The sequence below is a fragment of the Streptomyces sp. YKOK-I1 genome (assembly GCF_054660435.1).
On the sequence record NZ_BAAGDR010000001.1, the window covers coordinates 104,874 to 125,455 of the forward strand.

Annotated in this window: 17 protein-coding genes and 5 pseudogenes; 15 read left to right on the top strand and 7 right to left on the bottom strand. The window is 70.3% G+C overall.

Annotated features, from left to right (window positions below):
• Positions 1 to 37 precede the first annotated feature (37 nt).
• A complete protein-coding gene (locus ACYQ8Q_RS00495) occupies positions 38 to 607 on the top strand; it encodes a maleylpyruvate isomerase N-terminal domain-containing protein (RefSeq protein ID WP_460060655.1) in 570 nt (189 codons plus the stop codon).
• A gap of 342 nt (positions 608 to 949) precedes the next feature.
• Here the strand turns inward: ACYQ8Q_RS00495 and ACYQ8Q_RS00500 are convergent, their stop codons facing one another.
• Positions 950 to 1,108: a hypothetical protein gene (locus tag ACYQ8Q_RS00500; protein WP_460060656.1), complete on the bottom strand. Its 159-nt coding sequence runs from the start codon at positions 1,106 to 1,108 to the stop codon at positions 950 to 952.
• A 1,176-nt stretch (positions 1,109 to 2,284) separates the two neighbouring features.
• Positions 2,285 to 3,274, bottom strand: coding sequence for an aldo/keto reductase (locus tag ACYQ8Q_RS00505; RefSeq protein ID WP_460060659.1), 990 nt, complete (start codon positions 3,272 to 3,274; stop codon positions 2,285 to 2,287).
• A gap of 214 nt (positions 3,275 to 3,488) precedes the next feature.
• Here ACYQ8Q_RS00505 and ACYQ8Q_RS00510 point away from each other — a divergent pair.
• From ACYQ8Q_RS00510 to ACYQ8Q_RS00530, 5 genes and pseudogenes are all read left to right on the top strand, one after another.
• Positions 3,489 to 3,773, top strand: a pseudogene (locus ACYQ8Q_RS00510) (UBP-type zinc finger domain-containing protein); the annotation flags it as partial.
• Positions 3,771 to 4,289, top strand: a complete 519-nt coding sequence (locus ACYQ8Q_RS00515; RefSeq protein WP_460073117.1) for a DUF427 domain-containing protein — start codon at positions 3,771 to 3,773, stop codon at positions 4,287 to 4,289. The pseudogene ACYQ8Q_RS00510 and the gene ACYQ8Q_RS00515, both read left to right, overlap by 3 nt.
• A 523-nt stretch (positions 4,290 to 4,812) precedes the next feature.
• A pseudogene (locus tag ACYQ8Q_RS00520) lies at positions 4,813 to 5,590 on the top strand (transposase family protein).
• Positions 5,591 to 5,659: 69 nt separating this feature from the next.
• A complete protein-coding gene (locus ACYQ8Q_RS00525) occupies positions 5,660 to 5,905 on the top strand; it encodes a DUF2283 domain-containing protein (RefSeq protein ID WP_460060661.1) in 246 nt (81 codons plus the stop codon).
• Between the two features lie 692 nt (positions 5,906 to 6,597).
• The gene (locus ACYQ8Q_RS00530) at positions 6,598 to 7,008 is read left to right on the top strand and encodes a hypothetical protein (protein ID WP_460060663.1); all 411 of its coding nucleotides are present in this window, start codon (positions 6,598 to 6,600) and stop codon (positions 7,006 to 7,008) included.
• Between the two features lie 16 nt (positions 7,009 to 7,024).
• On the opposite strand, the gene ACYQ8Q_RS00535 is transcribed toward ACYQ8Q_RS00530, so the two are convergent.
• Positions 7,025 to 7,291 carry a hypothetical protein gene (locus tag ACYQ8Q_RS00535; RefSeq protein ID WP_460060665.1) on the bottom strand — a complete coding sequence of 89 codons (267 nt, stop codon included), beginning with the start codon at positions 7,289 to 7,291 and terminating at the stop codon, positions 7,025 to 7,027.
• Between the two features lie 144 nt (positions 7,292 to 7,435).
• Between ACYQ8Q_RS00535 and ACYQ8Q_RS00540 the strand changes: the two genes are divergently transcribed.
• Together ACYQ8Q_RS00540 and ACYQ8Q_RS00545 are read left to right on the top strand one after the other, a co-directional pair.
• Positions 7,436 to 7,855 (top strand): ISL3 family transposase, encoded by a 420-nt coding sequence (locus tag ACYQ8Q_RS00540; protein WP_460060667.1) that lies wholly within the window; start codon positions 7,436 to 7,438, stop codon positions 7,853 to 7,855.
• 95 nt (positions 7,856 to 7,950) lie between these two features.
• On the top strand, positions 7,951 to 8,391 hold the full coding sequence (locus tag ACYQ8Q_RS00545) for a hypothetical protein (RefSeq protein WP_460060669.1): 441 nt from the start codon (positions 7,951 to 7,953) through the stop codon (positions 8,389 to 8,391).
• Positions 8,392 to 8,680: 289 nt separating this feature from the next.
• Here the strand turns inward: ACYQ8Q_RS00545 and ACYQ8Q_RS00550 are convergent, their stop codons facing one another.
• Positions 8,681 to 9,259, bottom strand: coding sequence for a TetR/AcrR family transcriptional regulator (locus tag ACYQ8Q_RS00550; RefSeq protein ID WP_460060671.1), 579 nt, complete (start codon positions 9,257 to 9,259; stop codon positions 8,681 to 8,683).
• A gap of 48 nt (positions 9,260 to 9,307) precedes the next feature.
• Between ACYQ8Q_RS00550 and ACYQ8Q_RS00555 the strand changes: the two genes are divergently transcribed.
• Together ACYQ8Q_RS00555 and ACYQ8Q_RS00560 are read left to right on the top strand one after the other, a co-directional pair.
• Positions 9,308 to 9,802 carry a GNAT family N-acetyltransferase gene (locus ACYQ8Q_RS00555; RefSeq protein WP_460060672.1) on the top strand — a complete coding sequence of 165 codons (495 nt, stop codon included), beginning with the start codon at positions 9,308 to 9,310 and terminating at the stop codon, positions 9,800 to 9,802.
• A 1,033-nt stretch (positions 9,803 to 10,835) separates the two neighbouring features.
• Complete coding sequence (locus ACYQ8Q_RS00560) at positions 10,836 to 11,780, top strand: LLM class flavin-dependent oxidoreductase (protein ID WP_460060674.1); 945 nt, start codon at positions 10,836 to 10,838, stop codon at positions 11,778 to 11,780.
• Between the two features lie 2,216 nt (positions 11,781 to 13,996).
• Here ACYQ8Q_RS00560 and ACYQ8Q_RS00565 read toward each other — a convergent pair.
• Positions 13,997 to 14,905 (bottom strand): LysR family transcriptional regulator, encoded by a 909-nt coding sequence (locus ACYQ8Q_RS00565; protein WP_460060676.1) that lies wholly within the window; start codon positions 14,903 to 14,905, stop codon positions 13,997 to 13,999.
• A gap of 94 nt (positions 14,906 to 14,999) precedes the next feature.
• On the opposite strand from ACYQ8Q_RS00565, the gene ACYQ8Q_RS00570 reads away from it, so the two are divergent.
• A complete protein-coding gene (locus ACYQ8Q_RS00570; protein ID WP_460060678.1) occupies positions 15,000 to 15,905 on the top strand; it encodes a PhzF family phenazine biosynthesis isomerase in 906 nt (301 codons plus the stop codon).
• Positions 15,906 to 16,038: 133 nt separating this feature from the next.
• Positions 16,039 to 16,449 (top strand): SUKH-3 domain-containing protein, encoded by a 411-nt coding sequence (locus tag ACYQ8Q_RS00575; protein WP_460060680.1) that lies wholly within the window; start codon positions 16,039 to 16,041, stop codon positions 16,447 to 16,449.
• 28 nt (positions 16,450 to 16,477) lie between these two features.
• Here the strand turns inward: ACYQ8Q_RS00575 and ACYQ8Q_RS00580 are convergent.
• Positions 16,478 to 17,448 (bottom strand): annotated as a pseudogene (locus ACYQ8Q_RS00580) (IS481 family transposase).
• Positions 17,449 to 17,499: 51 nt separating this feature from the next.
• Positions 17,500 to 18,924 carry a hypothetical protein gene (locus tag ACYQ8Q_RS00585; protein ID WP_460060682.1) on the bottom strand — a complete coding sequence of 475 codons (1,425 nt, stop codon included), beginning with the start codon at positions 18,922 to 18,924 and terminating at the stop codon, positions 17,500 to 17,502.
• Between the two features lie 99 nt (positions 18,925 to 19,023).
• On the opposite strand from ACYQ8Q_RS00585, the pseudogene ACYQ8Q_RS00590 reads away from it, so the two are divergent.
• The 3 genes and pseudogenes from ACYQ8Q_RS00590 to ACYQ8Q_RS00600 form a co-directional block, all read left to right on the top strand.
• Positions 19,024 to 19,166, top strand: a pseudogene (locus tag ACYQ8Q_RS00590) (IS701 family transposase); the annotation flags it as partial.
• Between the two features lie 71 nt (positions 19,167 to 19,237).
• Positions 19,238 to 19,567: an ANTAR domain-containing protein gene (locus ACYQ8Q_RS00595; RefSeq protein ID WP_460060684.1), complete on the top strand. Its 330-nt coding sequence runs from the start codon at positions 19,238 to 19,240 to the stop codon at positions 19,565 to 19,567.
• 6 nt (positions 19,568 to 19,573) lie between these two features.
• Positions 19,574 to 20,505 (top strand): annotated as a pseudogene (locus ACYQ8Q_RS00600) (Orn/Lys/Arg family decarboxylase); the annotation flags it as partial.
• Between the last annotated feature and the right edge of the window lie 77 nt (positions 20,506 to 20,582).

Sequence of the window (20,582 nt, forward strand, 5' to 3'; positions counted from 1 at the left end):
AGCCCACTCCCACCACACGGACCGCGAGGAGCTCTGCATGGACCATCAGGACGTCGACGCCGCCGTGGCAGAGATGCTGCGGGTGCTCGGCCCCCAAACCGCCGAGGACTGGACGGTGCCGGCGGGGCCGCTCGAATGGAGCTGCTGGCAGACAGCAGCCCACATCGGCCACGACCTGCTGGCCTACGCAGGGCAGCTGGCAGCACAGCCCACCGACGCCTACCTGCCCATCGACCTGAACGTTCGCCCCACCGCCTCGCCGGCCGAAACACTCCAGGCCGTCACCGCCTGCGGGCGACTCCTCAGCAGCGCCCTGGCCACGGCCAGCCCGACCCTGAGGGCCTGGCACTGGGGACCGTGCGACCCCGAAGGGTTCGCGGCGATGGGCGTCGCCGAAATCCTGCTGCACACCTACGACATCACGCAGGGACTGTCCGTGGACTGGCTGCCACCAGCACCGCTGAGCGCAGCAGTACTCAACCGGCTCTTCCCCGCCGCCCCGCCCGGAGACCCCACCCAGGCACTCCTCTGGTGCACCGGCCGCGGAGAACTCGACGGCCTCCCTCGCCAAACCTCATGGAAGTGGGAAGCAGCACGATCGGACTGATCAAGCTGACCCCCGGCGAACGTTCCCGGTCACAGCACTACTAGGACTCCGTTAGGTCTGTCCCGATCTTGGCCTTGAGTGTGACCCGCTGGGCAGGGGTAGATGGCAGGTTGGGCAGACGCCGATCCCGCACTTCAGGACGTCCTGGAGGGCGTCGAGGACCTGGTAAAGGCTGGGAACGGTGCGGGCACTTTTCCCAGGAGGACCTTGCCGATGCCCCCGGGCTGGGTGTCTCCACCGTGGAGAAGGTGTTGAAGGCCCTTCGTGAGGACCACGTGCTGGCGAGGCCTCCTGACGGATTGCGTGTCAACCGGTTCTACGAGGTCAGCGACCACGATGAGCTCACGCGCCGCGCCGCCTTGCGGGGGTGACACCGGCAGATGGGCTGCGGGGGGCCTTGTTCTTGGCGTCCATCTCCGCCGTGACGCGCGGCCGGTCCTCCGCCTTGGCGTGCATGGTGACCGCGGGCTGGAAGCGTTCTGCGGCATCGCGCCACTTCACCCCTGTGGGAAGGCCCGGAGACGTCGACCGAGGACACCGCGGCGGCGGAGGCGGCAGCCGGGCCGCCGCCGCTCGACGACCAGGTGGAGTTCGCGGGGTCATGGAGGCTTGGACGGAGAACGTCTCGCCGGAACAGGGCAGCGCGGAGGACCTGCTCAGCGACCTCGACTCGGCCCTGGACACCCTTCAGTGGCTGCTCGCCGACGCCCTCCCGACTCCGGAAGCACCAGAGGCACCGGCCCGCCCCGGCGGATCCCGCTCCCACAGAGCCTTCTGGCGAGCAAGCGCAGCTGGGACACCCGCCAGGACCGGGCCGGGGAGGGCTTCAACAGCCTGCTGGGCGACGGCCGGGTCGGGGACTTGTTCTGGAGGGACTCGCTCAAGGTCTGTGAGAAGGCCGCCGGGTGGGCGCAGGCTGGCGCCGACCGGCTCCGGCGCGACGACAAGCACGAGACCGGGCAGGACGCCGAGCGGCGCGGCCACCTGCCCAGCGCGGAGGCACTGCTCCGTCGGAGACGAAGCCCCCTCCTACGCAGCACCTCTCTCCGCGGTGGCGGCGGCGGAACCCCGCCCGCATCTTCGAACGGGTCGGCGGTCTCAGTGAACATCCAGGCGATGCGCAAGTTCGCCGGTCGACCACCGCCAGGAAGGGCGGGGCGAAGAAGTCTGCCGCCGGCAGCACGAAACAGGCCGGACACCTGCGGCACGACGTCAGCGAGCAACAGCCGACGCGCAGGCCGGCCAAGGGCTGGCAGCAGCGATCGGGGTGGGCGTCGTCTGGTCGTCGACGCCTGCCCGCCCACTCGACCGTCGAAGACCGACGGGCGCCGACCTGGCATGCGGCGACGGCCGCCCGGACGTCGAGGGCCGGTTCCCAGGTGTCCGCAGGCGGACGCGACCCTCGTGGTCCCCGGGGTGGGCGTGCGGCGCCGGTGGGCCGGCCCCGCACGGCGGCGAGTAGGCGCACCGGCGGGACAGGTCCGCCCCGAGCACCCCGCACACCAGGCCGGCTCACACGGCGAAGCCGGGGGTGGGGGTGGGCCCTGGTCCCGTGAGTCCTGCCGCGCCCCGACGCCGTGCCGCCTGACCGGGGACGACCGGCGGGACCTCGACGGCCACCTTTCCCGCCCACAGGGCTCGCCGGGCGCCCGCGACTACTGGACGCCTGACCCGCCGCTACCGGTTGACAGACCGCATGCCCGCCTCGTCGTAGCGCTCACCGGCCGCCTCGGGCAGCTCCGCGTCGATGCGGGCCAGATCGTCCTTGGTCAGCGTGACGTCGGCCGCGGCGGCGTTCTGCTCCAGGTAGGTGCGGCGCCGGGTGCCCGGGATCGGCACCAGGTTCTCGCCCTGCGCCAGCACCCACGCGATGGCCAGCTGGGCCGGTGTCACCTCCTTCTCGGCAGCGATCTCCTTCACCTTCGCCGCCAGCCGCAGGTTGGCCTCCAGGTTGGAGTCCTGGAAGCGCGGGTTCTGGCGGCGCCAGTCGTTCGCGTCCAGCTCGTCCGGCGAGCTGAACCGCCCGGCGAGGAAGCCGCGGCCGAGCGGCGAGTACGGTACGAAGCCGATTCCCAGCTCCCGGCAGGCGGGCAGCACCTCGGCCTCCACGTCCCGCGACCACAGCGAGTACTCGCTCTGCACGGCGGTGACCGGATGCACGGCGTGAGCACGGCGGATGGTCCGCGCGCTCGCCTCGCTCAGCCCGATGTGGCGCACCTTGCCCTCGGCGACCAGTTCGGCCAGCGCACCGACCGTTTCCTCGATGGGCACGTTCGGGTCGACCCGGTGCTGGTAGTACAGGTCGATGTGGTCGGTCCCCAGGCGCTTGAGGGAACCGTGGACGGAGCTGCGGACGTGCTCCGCCGAGCCGTCCTGCGGACCGACCGTGCTGATGTCGCCCGGCACGGCGTCGTCCATCCGGTAATTGAACTTCGTCGCGATCACGTACTCGTCACGATGTCCCCGGATCGCCTCGCCGACGAGGGACTCGTTGGTGAGCGGCCCGTACATCTGCGCCGTATCGAGGAAGTCCACTCCGAGGTCAAGGGCGTGCCGGATGGTCGCGACGGCCTCCGCCTCGTCGGCGGACCCGTAGAAGGCCGACATGCCCATGCACCCCAGGCCGATGGCCGACACCTGCAAATCCCGCAGACCACGCTTCTGCATGTCCTGTCCCAGCCTTTCCTGGTCCTTGTGCGCCGTTACGTCCTCGACGCTATGACTTGGAGTGCACTCCATGACAAGTCCCACGTGCTCGACTCGCCGCACACATGTTCACGACCTGCATCCCCCGCGCGGGGTGGGGGTGAAGCAAGGGACGAGGACAGGGACGGCGGAGGAGAGAGATCGTGAACAGCACTTCACCGGCGGGTGGTCACCGATGACGCGCTGGGTACCCCGGTACGACGGTGGACGGCCCTCGGGGAATCCTTGCTCCCACACCTGGACGGCCGACCCGACGCCGCTGAGTGAGACCTGCCCGGCGTGCGCGGCGCGCGGACGTGCGCCGGCGGATCTGCTGCTCTGCCTGACCTGCGGGCACGTGGGCTGCAGCGACAGCTCTCCCGGTGCACACGCGACGGCGCACGTCGACTCCAGCGGCCACCCCGTGGCCCGCTCCCTGGCCAGGGGCCAGGAGTGGGCCTGGTGCTACGCGGACGAGGTGTACCTGGATCCGCTGCCGGAAGGCCCCCTGCCGCGTCCCGCCCCGCGGCCGTCCGAGTCCGTCTGGGACTACCCGCGGCCGCCCACCGTACGGGGGGACGACCGCCTCGTGCGGGTCGAGTGCGCCAGCCAGGTGGTGGCGGAGACCTGGCGGGCCGTCCGGGTGCTGGAGACCAGTCAGCCCCCTGTGTTCTACATCCCTCCGGCGGACGTCCGCATGGAACTTCTGTTCCCGGCGGTCTCCGGTCGGACCTGGTGTGAGTGGAAGGGGTCGGCCCGCTACTGGGACGTCGTCGTGGGAGACGACGTACGCGCTCGTGCCGCCTGGAGCTATCCCCGTCCCGAGCCCGGCTACACGGTTCTCACCGGCTTCTTCGCCTTCTATCCGAGCCGCGTGGACCGCTGCACGGTCGCCGGAGAGGAGGTCACAGCGCAGGAGGGCGACTTCTACGGCGGCTGGATCACCTCGGAGGTGCGGGGGCCGTTCAAGGGCGGTCCGGGCACGCGGCTGTGGTGAAGCGGGGCCCTTCTCTTCGTCGGCCTTGCGCGGCCGCTGGTCAGCGCGTGCGCAGGGCGTCGTACTCGGTGGCGAGTGCGTCCGTCATGCGGGCCACAGAGAAGCGCTCGGTGACCAGATTCCTGCCCGCGGCCCGTAGCGGCGTCGGTCGTCGTCGGATTCCGCCGCGATGCGCCGGAGCCCCCGCATCAGCCCCTCCTGGCCGGAGGTGTCCATCAGGATGCCGTTGACCTGGTCGCGGAAATAGTGCGCGACGCCCCCACGGCGGGGCCCGCGACCGGAAGGCCCGCGCTCGTCTCCTCGCCCTCAGGACGACGGCCCACTTCCTGACGCAGCCAGGTGACGACGTGCCGAGCCATGGACGACCAGTCGTCCACCAACTGTCGGATGGCGGGCTGCCCATGAGGCTTTTCCAACCTGGTTGCGTAGCACGTCAGTTGGCTGCAGGCCGCGTTGAGGAGAAGGTGAAGCTCCTGGTAGATGGGTTGTCGACCAAGATCAACGTGGCCGCCCGGAGCTTCACTTGCTTGTCCACCCATCGGGGACCGATCTGTCCAGCTCGACCCTGCGCTACCTGTCCGACCTGCTGAGAGCCCAGCGGCGTGAGCGCGGCACGCGCTGGCGCCGCCTGACTGCGGACCGACAGACTCTGCTCGCGCTGGCCCATCTGCGCTGCGGGCACACGTACGCCCAGCTCGCGGCCGGTTTCGGGGTCGGGCTGGCCACCGTCTACCGGTACATGGCCGAGGCGGTTGAGGTCCTGCCCGCCCTTGCCCCCGCCCTCCAACAGGCCATGACCGTCGCCGCCAACAAGGCATTCGTGATCCTGGACGGCACCCTGCTGCACATCGACCGCATCGCCGCCGACCGCCCCTACCACTCTGGAAAGCACAAGCGCCACGGCATGAACGTCCAGGTCATCGCCGACGCGTTCGGACGTCTGCTCTGGGCCTCACCTCACCTGCCCTGCCGGGTGCCGTCCAAGACATCGAGGCCGCACGCACCCACGGCATCATCGAAGCTCTCCCCCAAGCCGGCATCCGGACGTGGGTGGGCCGGCAAGGGATATCAGGGAGCTCGGGGGACGATCCGGGTGCCTTACCGGGGCCGCTCGCTGGAGCACGCTCCCAGCCGGGAAGCGGGCGGTGAACTCCTCCCACGCCCGGATCCGAGCCGTCGGAGAGCAGGCCAACGCCACCCTGGAGAGTTGGCGGGTCCTGTGCAAACTGCGTTGCGGCACCAGCCGCATCACCGACATCGTCAAGGCCGCGCCGGTCTTGCAGCTCGCTCCGTCAACCTGAGGTTGCTGCCGCCGGAGGCAAGGACAAGTACAGCGCGGCCATCAACTACAGCAAGGGAGCCCGCTCACCGTGGCAGACGTCAGGGTCACCTACGACAAGACTGCGAACGCGGCGTACATATACCTCACCGAACCGCAGGTGTGCGTGCGGTCCGCGCGCATGTACCCCTGCGATCCGGTGGACGTTGACGGCATGATCAACCTCGACTTCGACGAGCAGGGCCGCCTCATCGGCATCGAGGTGTTGGCGGCCGGTTCAAAACTGCCCGAGTACCTACTCCAGTCCGCGCAGCGACTTGACACCGAAGGTGTATGACCAGTGAGGAAATTCCTCGAGGCGGGGCGGTTCCACGCCCGTATCTGCGTCCGGCGCCCGATGGCGAGCACCGCGGTGTCCGGCATGCTGTCCAGCAGCCACCGCGTAGCTTCCGAGACCCGGTCCGCGGCGGGTGGCTGTCTCCGGTCGGGGCGCGCCAGGTTGTGGAGATGGACGCACTCCAGCTCGTCCGGACTCAACGCGCGGGCAATCGCGTCGAGTATGGATGCGGAGACCTTGGTGTTGCGCCCCTATTCCAGCCGGACGTAGTAGTCGATCCCGGGGCCGACCAACTGCGCCAGCTCCTCACGCCGTAACCCCGGTACCCGGCGCACCCCTCCGAACGTCGGCAGACCCACCCCGGACGGGTTCAGCCGGGCGCGTCTGGATTGGAGGAAGGCGCACGGAGCTCGGTACGTCTGTTCATGGCCATTCGTGGGCCCTTCTACCCGGATTCAGCGTGGCCGGAATCGTGGACAAAGTCGGCTGTGAGAGATGTGGTCGAGGTCGGATACACGACGTGACAGGGTGGGCCAGGGGCCTACTGGAGCCCTCCCACCCGGCCGAACGAGCTGGGAGGCTGGCGCGTACCGCACGGCGCGTTCGGGGGATACGAGCCGCGCGGCGCTCTGCTCCGCGCCCATCGGGCGTCATACGTACAGAGATCACCAAAGGTGAATAAAGTGCCCAAAATGAAATCAATTCTTCGCACATCTGGCCTCATTCTGGCTTCCGGCCTCCTCGTCCTCGCTACCGCCAACCCATCAAGTGCGGCAACCACGAAAACGGCCAGCTGTTCAACAACCGGGGCAAAAGGCTATTCCAAGACCGAATGGACGGGCGATCCATACGAAGAGCAGGACGTCACCCTCAGCGTCACGGACACGATCACGGATGACCATCACGTTCGCGTCAGATACCTGACCCAGCAGGAAAGCGGTACAACTCGCTACTGGACGTGGCACAAAAACACCGGAGGCAACGGCACCACCGAGATCTGGCACTCCACCGCGCAGTCCGACTACGGGATCTGGGGTTGGGGGGTCGAAATCGCGCGGTTCGAGGGCAATGAACTGATGAATTCTTGTATCGACTGGGCCTAACCTCAATACCAGTGACTTAGGGAATTAGATCCCAGCTGCGTGGGACCTTGATCGGTGGATTGATCGGGGCTGTGCGCCAGTGCGGGGCGATGGCCACGGCCTCGGCCGGGCTCCGGTCGGGCTGTGGTGGGCGTCGGTGTTCGTCGCGTTTGGCGCCGAAGTTGGACATCTTGCGTTTGATGGCGCGGGGGTTGAAGCGCCTGCGGCGGAGAGGCAGCAGGTGCCGGGCTATCTCGTGCAGGCCCTCGGCGAGGGAGGCGGCGAGCACAAGCCCTATCTCCATGCCCGCTGGCTGGAGGGCTGCCATCATATTCCCCAGCTCCACCGGGAACTGCGCGAGCACGGATTCACCGGGAGCGTCCAGTGCCTCCGCCGCTACTTCCGCGCCTTCAGACCTCCCCGCCAACCAGGACGGAAGCAGCAGCCGGTGTCCCGGCCGCGGCCCAGGCAGGCCCCGAAACCCCGACGCGTCGTCCGCTGGATCATGACGAACCCCCAGCACCTCGCAGCCGCCGACGCCGCGGAACTGAAGGAGATCCGTACGGCCTGTCCTCACCTTGACGCCGCCGCCCGGCACGTCCACGACTTCGCCGAAATGCTCCACGACCTCCGCGGAGACCAACTTCCCGATTGGATGGAGCGAGTCCTTGCCGACGATCTCCCAGCCCTCCACTCGCTGGTCAGCGGCCTGCGCCGCGACTTCGAAGCCGTCACCGCAGGACTCTCCACACCGTGGAGCTCCGGCCAGGTCGAGGGCCACGTCACCCGCGTCAAGCTCATCAAGCGCATGGCCTACGGCCGAGCCAACCTCGACCTACTACGCCAACGCGTACTCCTCGGTCCGTGACCCGACGAGATCACACGATCCCTGGCAGAGCCCGATTCGCCCCAGGGGCCTATCTAGCGGGGAGCTGGTGACTCGTCTCGTCAGAGGTCGACGCGATGCTCCGCAGCCGATGGGGCGTCGACGGCGCCGTAGCGCAAGACGACGTGCGCCGGCCGAAACGGCAGGTCGTTCAGGATAGGTGCCATGACAGCGAAGAGCGCGTCGGCGTCCGGTCCGTAGGCATAAAGGACCACCTCGCCGCCTCCGTACTCGTTTCCGTCGAACTCGCCGACGGCAGCTTGCCCGATCGCCTCGGTCAGCAGGGACTGAGCCTGGCGGACGGCCTCCCGTTGGCTTGGCTAGCCGAGGCCGTCATCGGCCAGTCGGTAGTGAGCGATGACGGCATGCTCAACGTCGGCTTCTGCTTCGTCTGTGTCGGCCATGCGGGAGACAATCTCACCCCGGACCGACATCCGCGCCAGCCGGGCCCTCCCAAACGCGGTCCTACGAGCCAGAGCTCGATCTCCTACAACAACAAGTACTTCTCGCCCCCGTGACCCTGCGACATCACAAGATCCCCGACAGAGCCGAAATACGCGAACGTCCACACTCCCCGTGTGCTGATGGTGCGCAGGCGGACAGCGGTGTTTCGTTGTCCTGCCCGTGTGGGTCGGGGCGCGATGCGGTGGGCCCGCAGGGGAAAGGGCGGGTCGCCTGGTGCCCTGGGGCGGGGCGGTGCCGTGCGAGGGGAGGGTCCGGGGGGCTCGGTGGGGCGGGCCTTCGGTCAGGGGCGGATCAGTTGCTGCCGGGCCGGGAGTGCTCTTGTGCGGCCGGTCTTCGTCGGCGTCATTCCAGGGCCGCCAGCTGGAGGTGTACGGCCGCGGTGGTGCGCGCGGTGTCGCCGGTGGCGAGGAGGTCCAGCAGTGCGCCTCGCAGTACGGCGAGGACGAGGGTGCGCTGTGCGAGGGCGGCTTCGGTGTGACGTGATGCGGGGGGCTGGCCGGCGGCGAGCAGCTCCAGCCAGTCGCCGACCGTGTCGCGGGCGAAGCCGGCCCAGGGTCCGTCGGGGTCCATGAGGGAGCGTGCGTAGCTTTCGACCCACAGGGTCAGCAGTGCGCGGTGGGAGTCGTCGGACAGCCACGCCCACAGTGCGTGTGCGGCCGGCTGGAGCCCTGCGGGCCCGTCCGGCGGGCCGGCGAGCCGGCTGGTGTGGGCGAGTTCGTCGGTCCTGGCCCGTGCGAGCAGGGCGCGGATCAGGCCGTCCTTGCTGTCGAACAGGTAGAGCAGGACGCGTGGGCTGGAGCCGATCGCCTCGGCCAGCGGGCGCAGGGACAGGGTGCCAAGGCCGCTGTGCAGGGCGTAGGCGTAGGCCGCTTCCAGCAGTTCCTGTCGTCGTGGGGAGGGGGTTGGTTCGGGTCGGGTCACCCCGCTAGTCTACTGAAACAGTCGTTTCAGTCGGAGAGGGGTGAGGTTGTGGCGGCGGAGCGGGAGATAGCTGTCCGGCCGCTGGGCCAGGCCGGTGACCTGGGCTGGGTGGTGATGGCGCACGGCGAGATCTACGCCCGGGAGTTCGGCTGGGACACCGGGTTCGAGGCGCTCGTCGCCCGGCTCGTCGCCGGCTATGCCGCCGGGGCGGCCTCCGGGGAGCAGGCCGCGTGGATCGCGGAGGTCGACGGGGTGCGGGCCGGGTGTGTCTTCTGCGTACGTGAGGACGACCGGACGGCGCGGCTGCGCATGCTGCTCGTCGATCCGCGTGCGCGGGGCCTGGGGCTGGGGGCCCGACTGGTCAAGGAGTGCCTGGGGTTCGCGCGGGAGGCCGGGTACGAGGCGATCGTTCTGTGGACCAACGACGTGCTCGGCTCTGCGCTGCGCATCTATGAGAAGCAGGGCTTCGAACTCGTCGCCGAGGAGCCGCACCGCAGCTTCGGCCACGATCTCGTCGGGCAGACCTGGCGGCGCCGTCTGTGACGAACGGGCGGCTGTGCGGGCGGCCGCCGGGGGCGGGGGCGAGGGGCGAGGGGCGGACGCCAGAGGGCGCGGCGGCGACGGCGTTCGGGCGGTGTGCGGGGGCCGGGAGGGGGAGGCTGTCTGCCGGTGTGGGGCCATCCGGTTACGGCCCCTACCGCTTCGCCGCGTGGTGGCGCCGCCGCCCGTGCGCCGGTCCGCCGGTCCCCGCTCCGGGCCCCCGGCTGTACGGCTCCACAGATTCCGGCTGCCTGCATCCGTGGAGATCCTCAGGAACGGGTCACCGGCCGGGAGCCCGGCCGGCCGGAACGGCCGCACGACGGCGGAAGCGTCATCGGGCTGGTCTTCGCGCCATACTTCCTCCCCTGCCTGCGTCTCCGCCCGGCGGGCAGGTGCTCCGGAGCGGACCCGCCTGGCCGCAGCCTCCGGCAGCGTCCTGGGCCTCGCCCCGCGCGCCTTCGCCCCGGCGGGGCCTCCTGAGGCGAAGGCACGCCGCCGGACCCGGCCGGGAAGCAGGCCGTGGCGGGCGGCGCCGATCCCTCGTCCGCGGCCCGGCGGGCAGTTCGCCGTGCGCTGGGCGGCCGCCCCGGCGGAGCACACGGTCCACCCCGTCCGGTCCCGGGAGTTTGACGAGCCCGGTGGCCGACGCCCCTGGAGCAGTTCCGGGGCCAGGCCGCGGAGGCGAACTCCCGCCGTTCGCGGTCCACTTCGCCCCGCGGCCCCGCAGTTGAACCCCTCGGCAGGTGCGCGCCGGGCACGCGCTGGCTCGTCGCGCCGGCTCCCGGCGCCGGGAGCCGCGTGCCACTCCCCCGCCCGGATTCCCGGACGCGCCAACCTCAAGGACGCGTCCTCGCGCCCACTCCAAGGGGGGCGGGGCGGGGTCCCGTATGCCGGGCGGATCGGCCAGGGCAGGCGCTGTTCCACGGGCACCGCAGCCGGGACGGGGATTGCGGCGGACCGCACCAGGCAATAGGTTTGAGGCCAAACGAAATCCCCCTGCGGTCCCGGCCCACCACCCGGAAGAGCGAGGACACCGATGACGACCACCGCGCCCCGCATGCTGCTCGTCCTCAGCGAGAACTGGACCCTGACCGGCGGACGGGCCGATCTGCCCGCCGCCGTGCGGTGGGCACGGGAGGCGGAGGACGCCGGGTTCGACTCCGTCATGGTGAGCGAGCACATCGTGCTCGGCCCCGACGCCGCAGCCGACGGCATCATGGGCAACCCCCGCGACTACGCCCTGCCGGGCAACCAGGACCCCCACACCCCCTGGCCCAACTCCCTGCTCCTGCTCGCCTCCATCGCCTCCGTCACCGAACGCCTGCGGCTGGCCGCCGCCGCCGTCCTCGCACCGCTGCGCCACCCCCTGCTGCTGGCCAGGGAACTCGGCACCCTCGACCTCCTCAGCGAAGGCCGGCTCCTCGTCCAGCCCACCGTCAGCTGGAGCAAGGACGAGTACGACGCCCTCGGCGTGCCCTTCCACCGGCGCGGACAACTGCTCGACGAACACCTCCAGGTCTGGGCGAAAGCCTGGGGACCGTCCCCGATCTCCCACGACGGCGAGCACTACCCGTTCCAGGACGTCTATTTCGAACCGGGCGCCTACCGGCCCGACGGACCGCGGCTGTGGTTCGGCGGTCGGCGCCTGCACGGCCCCCTCCTGCGCCGCCTCGTGGAACACGGCCACGGCTTCCACCCCCTCGGCCGGCCCACACCGCACGACCTGCAGACACTCAAAACGGCCATGACCGCCGCGGGCAGGGACACCACCGAGCTGGAAATGATCGGCGGCACCCAGGCCCACTTCCCCGACCACCACTCCCCCGCAGACCTGGGCGCGGCCCTGGCCTCCATACCCGAACAGCTGGAACAGGGATTCACGACCTTCTGCATCAAACCCAACCAGTTCATCGACGACCCCCACGGCATCGGCGCCTTCTGCCGCGACGTCATACGGCGGGTCGAGGCGCGCACCGCATAACCACCCCGCCAGGGCCCCTCCGCCCGCACCCCCACCCGCCAGGCCGACACATACCACCCGGCCGCCCCAGACACCTCCGCCCGGCCGCCGCGGACGCCCCCGCCCGGCTCGCCAGGACCGGCACCGAACCCGCCGGAGCGGGCGCCCCGTCCCGCGGCGGCCGCACCCTGCAGCCCCCGGGCCACCCCGCGCCCACCGTGCACTGTCCAGGCCCGCGGGCGGGACCAGAACGCTGCTCCCTCGCCCGCGCCCTCGCACAACGTGCCGGAGCCTGCCCGTCCGCCCCGCCCGAACAGGCACGCAAGCAGCAACCGACCAGACCGCCGCGGCCCACCCGGCGCCAGAGGGTCGACGGTCTGCCGCCGGCTACGGATCACAGGCACCGCGGCGCACCGACGCCTGCGGATCGAAGGTGAAACCCAACCGCCACATGCCCCATCGGGCATCCCGCCTCCACCCCGGCCTCGTGGGCTCCACCGCGCCCCCGAGACTTCCGGGAAAGCGGTCCGCCGACCGCACGCCCGCCCTCGAGCGCATCCGAACCGCACAAGCGAGCACGCACTTCGCAATGCCCAACACAGAACCAGTCGGCCACATCAGACCAAGAACAGCGTCCACCGACCTGCCCGAGGACAGTGACGCGAGCACCCCTCAGCGAACCGCCTGTCCAGGCAAGGCCTGTAGGGGTCTGGCCTGTAGGGGTCTGGCCTGCCGGGCCGGGAGCGGTTCTCGCGGAAGGTGTCCGGCCGGTACGCGGCGCGCGCGTAGCGCAGCACGGTCTTGCGTACCCAGCGTAGGTGCCGGGCGATCGCCCGCCGCGAGTGGCCCTGCGCGAGCAACTCGTAAACCAGGGCGTGCGCTGCCTTCTTACGCTGAGCCCGTCTCCCGCCCTGAGCCCGTCTGCCGCCCGGCTCCCGGTTGGCAGACCCCCAGCCGTCCGCCGAAGTGCCGGCGCTCGTCGTCTTGAGCGGTGCCGGCACTCGTAAGCACTCCCTGTGAGCGGCGACGCAGGTTTCCACAGCCCGGCCAAGGCCCTGCCACAGGTGGAACCGGTCGGCGGCCTGGAGGGCATCGGGGGCGCCGGGCCAGGCACCCAGGCGTAGGCGCCGACCCGACCCGGCCCGGCCCAGCCCGGCCCGGCGGATGATCTCCACGCCCTGGTGGGCGGTCAGCCATGCGGCCAGCAGTCCTCACTGGCGCGTGGGGAGCACGTCGACCACGCGATGGGTTTCTCCGCAGGTCAAGACGGTGGAGAGGTCTGCCCCCTGCGGACCGCGAAGTCGTCCGCTCCCAGCACGCACGGCGCGCTGAACAGCGGGTCCGGCAGCGCCATGACCCTGCGCAGCAAGGTCATCCGCCCCGCACTGATCCCCCGTCGGCCCGCCAGACGGGCGCCGGCCCGTCCAGCGAGCGCAAGACCGACACGTTCCAGAGCGTGGTTGAGCCGCGTGGCGAGGCGCGCATAGGAAGTGGTCAGCCGAGGGAACGGCTCGGCGAAGATACGACGCGGACAGTCTCCTGCGCCGCAGATGAAGCGCCGGATCGCCAGCCGGATCACGACGCTCTGTCCGCCGAGCGGAAAATCCTCCAGTTTGCGCAGATTTTCGCTGATAAGAGTCGTGCACCCCGCCCGAGAAACAACCGCGGTCAGGACAGGCTGCCCCGGCTGCCCTGCCTCGCGCCACCACGTGGACCGTGCCGAAGGCGGCGGTCACCGTCTCGACGTCTACGTCATCGATCCCGCCGAACACGAGAGAGTCCCAGGATGATGCATCGGTCTGCATGACCAGTACCTTCACCGGTCACAGCAGACCACAGCGACGATCACCACCTCCCTGACGGAGCGCCACTTCTGCGTGGAAGACGGCAGGGCGTACGGGTCTCACGCAACCCCGACCTCCGCCGTCGAACACCGCGGTGACGCTCCGCGACCGCTTCCCAAGATCTGTGCCAGAACCGAGTGTCGGCAACACGGGCGGGCGTGCGAGGGGGGGAGCATGGCCATACTCCGCGCCGGACGCCGTGTCGGTGGCCGGGATCCCGGCCCGGCCGCCCGTACGGGCTGAGCCCGCGCGAGCGCCGGAGGCGGCGACCCGGGTGCCCGGGGGGGAGCTGGCCGGACGAGCGGATCCGAAGTGATCAGTGCTCCTGCCCGGTGAGCGAGCGGCCGACCAGGCACACGGCCGGGCTCCCGCCGTCCGCCGGCGCGCCTGCGCTCAGTGCGGGAGGTGGTGCGGCAGCTCCTCGGTGAGGGCGGCCGCCGCGGGAGAGAGCCAGCGCCGCCGGTGGCGGGCCAGCTGGACAGTGACGTCGGGGAACTGCAGGCCGGGCACCTGCGTCAGGCGGCCCGCCGCGAGCGCCTCGGCGACATTGGCGCGGGCCAGCAGGCTGAGGCCGAGGCCCGCGGCCACACAGGACCTGGCGGCCTCCAGGCTGCCGAAGCGGGTGATCCGGGGCTGCGCGCCCTGGGCGGCGGCGAGCAGCCGCCCGACGAAGCGGTCGCTGTACGAGCAGCCCTGCTCGTGCAGGAAGTAGTCCTCGCGGGCCAGCTCCGCCCAGCCGGCGGGCTCGTCAGCGGCGCTGCGGGCGAGGCGGTGCCCGGGAGAGCAGACGAGCACCAGCGGCTCGCGGGCCAGCGGCGTGCACTCGATGTCGCGGAAAGCCGCCTCGTCCTCCAGCAGCAGGGCCAGGTCCAGCTCCCCGGTGCGCAGCGCGGCGACGGCGTCCGAGGTTCCCGTCGTGCGCAGGTCCACCTCGATCCCCGGGTGGCTGCGCCGCAACGCCGCGATGACTCCCGGCAGCCGCGCGGACACCAGCGTCTCACCGGCCGAGAGCACCACGCGTCCGGTCACCCGACCGCCCGCACCGCCGGCCGAGGCGGCGACCGCGCGCAGCCGGGACTCGGCCTCCAGCACCGCCTCGGCCTGCGCCAGCACCTCGCGTCCGGCACCGGTGAGCACCACCCCGCGCGGCAGCCGGTCCAGCAGGCGCAGGCCGAGCTCCTTCTCCAGCGCCTGCACATGGGCGGTGACGGTGGACTGGACGAGGTGCAGGCGCTCCGCGGCGGCGGTCAGGTTCCCGGTCCGGGCCACGGCGGCGAAGGTACGCAGCAGTCGGGTGTCCATGCCGCCGACGATAACCGCCGCCATCGGGTATGGCGATGGACTGGATCGGTATCCATCGTTTGTACGGATGCCTGCGCAGTGCCACGGTGGGGGAATGAGCCCGAAGACCCGCCCCGAGATCCTGCGCTACACCGCCTTCACCACCGACCCCGCCGGCGGCAACCCGGCCGGTGTCGTGCTCGACGCGGCCGCACTGGACGATGCCACCATGCTCGCCACCTCCGCCGAAACCGGCTACTCGGAGACCGCGTTCGTCACCGCCGCGGACCGCGCCGCGCGCCGGTTCCGGCTGCGCTACTTCAGCCCGCTCGCCGAGGTCGCCTTCTGCGGCCACGCGACCGTCGCCACCGCGGTGGCCCTGGCCGAGCGGATCGGCCCCGGCCCGCTCGTCTTCGACACGCCCGCCGGTGAGATCGCCCTGGACACCACGGCACAGCCCGAAAGCCCCGTGACAGCGACGCTCACCAGCGTCCCCACCCGCTCCCGACCGGCCAGCGACGCGGAGGTGAACGCCTCCCTCACCGCCCTGCGCTGGTCCCCGCACGACCTCGACCCCGCCCTCCCCCCGCACGTCGCCTTCGGCGGGAACGAGCACCTGGTCCTGGCCGCGGCCACACGAGAGCGTCTCGCAGCCCTCGACTACGACTTCGACGCCCTCGCCGAGGTGATGCACCATCACGGCTGGACCACGCTCCAACTGATCTGGCGTGAGACCCAGGACCTCTTCCACGCCCGCAACCCCTTCCCTGTCGGCGGTGTCGTCGAGGATCCCGCCACCGGCGCCGCAGCCGCCGCCCTCGGCGGCTACCTGCGCACCCTCGGCACCCTCCCGCCCTCCGGCGCCTTCACCATCCGCCAGGGAGAGGATCTCGGCCGGCCCAGCCTGCTCCGCGTCACAGCCTCCACCACACACCCGCGCGTGCGGGTCAGCGGGCAGGCAGTGGCAATCACCAGCGCAGACGCGAGCACCGGCGAGGCAGACACCCGAGCCAACCGATGACACCCCACACACCATCCACCCACACCCCACACAGAACTGAAAAACACACCCCACCCCACACACGGTTGATTCTCTCCCGAAGCGTCTGCCGGGATGATCGCCTCATGCTTCAAGCTGGGGGGCCGAGCTTGTCATGAGCGAGTGGTCGCCGGACGTGCTTGAGGTCCTGGAGGCTTCTGGATGGACGGCGGGCAGGCAGGTCGACACGGCCGGCTGGCGGTCCATTTCCGAAGCGGTCGGCATCGTCATGCACGACGCTGCGGAGAGGTTCCTCCAGGAGTTCGGAGGGCTGGCCGTGAGCATCGGCGGCCCGGCAACCAACCGTGCCAGTGCCCGGGAACCCTTCGAACTCGACCCGGGGCCGGCTCGGGGAGAGGATGACCAGTTCTCCGAGTGGAGCGACTCCTTGGGGAGACGCCTCTTCCCGCTCAGCGAGCTCAATCACGGCCGATTCTTTCCCGGTATCGATGAAGGCAGTGAGATCTGCCCTGCCGAGACCTGGGTCGCAGTTCCGGGCCAATGCCGCACGCCCTCGACGATCTGATCCTCGGTGTGCAACTGACGATCGACGACTACGCCTGGGTCGTGGACTTCTGATTGGGAGGCGTTCGTAGGGGGTCTGGCCGCCGAGGCCGCCGTGGGGGCGATGGTAGTTGTAGTAGTCCTCCCACTCGCGCAGTTTGTCGTTGAAGACCTCGGCGTCGTCGCCGATGACGCCATCCAGGAGCCGGCAGAACTCCTCGGCGTCGATGCGGTGGGAGCGTTCGACCTTGCCGTTCAGCCTCGGGGTGCCGGGCTTGATGTGGGTGTGGGCGATTCCCTTGTCGAGGACGTGCCAGTGGAACACGGACTGGAACTCTGCGCCGTTGTCGGTCTGGATGACCTCGACCTGGAACGGCAGGTGCTGAACGACGTAGTCGAGGAACTGGATGGCGGTGGCCTGGGTCAGCGTCGGGTAGATCCGCAGGACGCGCAGCCTGGTGCAGTCATCGATGGCGGTGAACTGGAAGTACTTGTTGCGGCCGCTGCGGCGCCCCTGGGGCATCGAGGCGAGGGGCTCGATGAACTTCACGTCGATCTGGACGCGGTGGCCGGGCAGCTGTTTCTCGTAGCGCTTCCATCTGCGGTCGTGGCGCTTGTAGCGCTGCGAGGCCGGCAGGCGGCCCATGTCCAGGCGGTTGAGGATGCGCCAGACGCCGGAATTGCTGATGGTGACGTCGTGGTACCGCTTGAAGTACATGGCGATCTTCTCGGGGCCTAAGTGGTAGTTCTGCCGCAGATAGATGATCTTCCCGACCACCTCGACGTGGGTCGCGTTCGGGCAGCTCTTCGGCGCCTTGGAACGGGTGCGCAGGCCCTCGATGCCCTCGGCTTGGTAGCGGCAATACCAGGTGTAGTAGGCCTGTCGGCTGATCCCGAAGTACCGGCAGGACATCGCGACGTTCCCGGTGACCTCTTCGACGTGGCGTATGACGGCCAGGCGCCGCTTGGCCTCACGGTCAAGCGGCGGGGCAGTGGTGGGGCTGGACTTCGGCGTGCGGATCTCCGTAGTGATCGGAGACCCAGGTGTCAATGGTGATCGTCAACTTTATACCTAGGGCACCGTACGACGTCGGTGACGGCGATACAGCACGCTCCCGGCCAGTACCGCGAGGGTGGTAAGGGCGGTCGGCACCAGGGCGGCGGGCCTGCGGTACGGCGGGGCCGGGGAGGCCTCGAGGGGGATGGAGGCGGTGTCGTTGCCGGGGGTGCGGTCGTAGGGGTTGTGGACGCGGATGGTGCCTTTCGCACCCGGGACCTGCCGGTCGACGCGGAATCGGAACTCGACCGTGGTCGTGCCGTCGGACCCCGGCCAGAACACGTCACGGTTGAGATCGCAGACGAACGCTCCGCCGGGCTTCCCGGGGCGCTCACACGCCCACTTCCCGTCCGTGTCCTCGAAGGTGTAGGGGATGGAGGTGACCGTGGTGCCCTGCGGCGGGACGACCTCGAAGCCGCCCACGTCGCCGCTTGGGCTGCCGGGGCCCAGGCGCCGCACCCCGAGCTTCACGCTCACCGTGTCGCCGACCCGGCCCCGGACGGTCCCGCTGACCGGCTCGTAGTCGGCCTGCACGGTGGTGGTGACCTCGACCCGGCCGTGGCTGTCGTCGAAGTCCGTTCGCGCGGCGGTGCGGACCAGGGTGAGCACGGCGCCCGTGCCGCGGACGGTGTGCCCCTCGGGCTTTTGCGGGCTGGAGGACCAGGTGTAGGTGACCTCGCCGCCCAGGGTCTTCGGGGCGGTGACGGTGTACTGCAGCGGTCCGCTCGTACGGTAGGCGGCGCCCGGGGCCGCCGCCGCGGGAAATGTGCACCAGGCGGAGGTGGGCGACGGCCCGGCGTAGAAGCAGTTGCTGTAACGGGTGGTCAGGGTGAGGCCCACCGAGACGTTCACTTGCAGGGCGACCCCTCGCTCCTCAGGGAAGCGGGTGTTGTTGGCCAGCCGCGGGGTCATCTGCGCAGGCTTCCCCGGTGCCAGTGCGCTCACCCCCTTCTCCGGCCCGGGCGCTGACAAGGTGGGACCGCCGACCGTCATCCGGGTGGTGCCGGTGATCGTGGGCGCGTTGTCAGCGGTCGCCGTGTAGGTCACCGTGCCGCTGTCGCCCGGCTCGACGCCGTCCACGCCGAGGAGGACCAGCGGGTCGTAGCTCTCGCCGTCGCCGTTCTGGAGATCGCCGTACTCGCAGGTGTACACCGGGCCCTCGGCCTCGCACATGCGGTTTGCCCCAAGCCGGGCGACGCCCTCAAGGCCCGACGCGTCCACGATCACCCGCACGTTGCGGGCGGAGGTCCCGCCCTTGCTCCGCTCGACGAAGACAGGCAGGTGAAAGCCGTTGTTCGATGCCTCGGCCCCCTCGTCGGCGTTGTACATGACGAAGGTCTTCTCGGTCTCGAAGCGCATTACGACACGGTCCGAGCTGTCGGCGGCAGCGGGCATGGCCGTCGCGAACACCGCCGCGATGGCTGCCAGGAGCTCCGGCATGCGACTCCGTAAAGGCATCCGGGCAGTATGCCAGCCGTAGTCCAGACGGCGACCATGAGGCATCCGGCGGCGGCCAAGGGGTCAGGACACCGCCGGACTCGTGTGATCGCTGCCCCGATCCCGTTCGGCTGGGTGACCGCGGATGCTGCCTACGGCCTCAGCAAGGGCCGACGGTACGAATTCGAGCAGGCCGAGGTCTTCCAGGTATGGCCACCAGCCGTCACGACACGCCCACAGACCGGGCGCCGCCCATCCTGCCGTGACGTGTGGTGGTGCCGGACGCGGCGAGTGAGGAAGACGGCTTGCGGCCCAGGTGCCGAACGGTCCCGGTGAGACAGACGAGAGCAGGCGCATCGCCCAGCCGGAGGGGGAAGCCGGGCAGCAGAAGGAGGCCGTCACCTCGCACGCCGTCGTGGACCAGGCCATCGGGATGATGGTCGCCCTTGGCCGGGTGCCCCGGGACCGGGGCTGGGCCGTCCTCAAGGACGTCTCCCAGCACACCGACATCAGGCTCCGCCACGTCGCCGAGCTGATCCTGATCTGGGCACGCAAGGGCGGGATCCCCTCCGACATCCGGGCCGAACCGGCAGACGCCCTCGGCCGTCACGGCCCCACGCAGATGCCAGGAACCCCACCGGCGTGACCCAGCCACCGCCGGGTCAAACCCCTGATCGTCGAAGAGGCATGGGAAGCGCGCCTGCCCTTCCACGACACGCTGTCGGCCCAGGCGAGGGACGCGGGTGCGGACGTCTGCGTCACCAGCATCCACAAGATGGGAAGCGGCCTGGAACAGGGCTCCAGCTTCCACCTCCAGCGCGACCTGATCGACCCCGCCGAACTCGCCTCCCCCGCGCCGACCTGCTCGGCACCACCAGCCCCAACGTCCCGCTGTACGCAGGGATCGACGCCTGGCGCCGGCAGATGGTCCAGCACGGCCACGACCGCATCGGCCAGGCGCTTCAGCTGGCTGGCCGCACCCGGGCCGCGATCGGGGACATCGTGGGCTTCCACGTCAACGACACGGACGACTTCTGCGGGCCCGGCATGGCCGCCGTCTTCGACCTCCCTGCCGGCCGTCATGGACATCGACACCCTGGGCACCATCGGCTAACTGGCCGCCGAATGGCTGCGTGAGCACCACCACCTCGACATGCACCTCGTCGACCACCGCCGGATCAGCGCCGAGCTCACCCACACCGACGACGACCACACCTCAGCCCGGCTCCTCGCTGCCTTACGCGATCTCACCGACCACGCAGACGAGTTGAGGAACGCGCCGCAGGTCGACGTGCCGTCCCCGGCCGAGCTGCGGCGCGGCTGGCCGGCGAGATGATCACGCCGTGTCCGCCCGGCATCCCCGCCGTACTCCCCGGCGAACGCCCCACCGAGCCGGTCCTGCGTTACCTGAGTCGGCGTGCGGCCGCTGCAGAGCTGGGTGATGCCGATGCGTGCCCCGGGCGTTTGACGCCGGCGGCACCCGGAGTCGGTGGCGTACAGGTTTTGGCTGCACAGACCGGGTCCGCCTTGGAGGCCAGCCGGTTCAGCCGCGAGTACTCCGTCACGCACTGCCCAGGGTTCTGAGTTCGCCAGAACACACTCTCTTGCGGGCGCAAAATGGGCATACACCATCCGGGCAAGAGCACCAGGTGGCAGGCTCG

Bases quoted from the DNA above. Each gene is read 5' to 3' on its own strand.
- ACYQ8Q_RS00495 (WP_460060655.1), top strand. From the start codon at position 38: ATGGACCATCAGGACGTCGACGCCGCCGTGGCAGAGATGCTGCGGGTG.
- ACYQ8Q_RS00505 (WP_460060659.1), bottom strand. From the start codon at position 3,274: ATGCAGAAGCGTGGTCTGCGGGATTTGCAGGTGTCGGCCATCGGCCTG.
- ACYQ8Q_RS00530 (WP_460060663.1), top strand. From the start codon at position 6,598: ATGAAATCAATTCTTCGCACATCTGGCCTCATTCTGGCTTCCGGCCTC.
- ACYQ8Q_RS00535 (WP_460060665.1), bottom strand. From the start codon at position 7,291: ATGGAGATAGGGCTTGTGCTCGCCGCCTCCCTCGCCGAGGGCCTGCAC.
- ACYQ8Q_RS00545 (WP_460060669.1), top strand. From the start codon at position 7,951: ATGCTCCGCAGCCGATGGGGCGTCGACGGCGCCGTAGCGCAAGACGAC.
- ACYQ8Q_RS00560 (WP_460060674.1), top strand. From the start codon at position 10,836: ATGACGACCACCGCGCCCCGCATGCTGCTCGTCCTCAGCGAGAACTGG.
- ACYQ8Q_RS00565 (WP_460060676.1), bottom strand. From the start codon at position 14,905: ATGGACACCCGACTGCTGCGTACCTTCGCCGCCGTGGCCCGGACCGGG.
- ACYQ8Q_RS00570 (WP_460060678.1), top strand. From the start codon at position 15,000: ATGAGCCCGAAGACCCGCCCCGAGATCCTGCGCTACACCGCCTTCACC.
- ACYQ8Q_RS00575 (WP_460060680.1), top strand. From the start codon at position 16,039: ATGAGCGAGTGGTCGCCGGACGTGCTTGAGGTCCTGGAGGCTTCTGGA.
- ACYQ8Q_RS00585 (WP_460060682.1), bottom strand. From the start codon at position 18,924: ATGCCGGAGCTCCTGGCAGCCATCGCGGCGGTGTTCGCGACGGCCATG.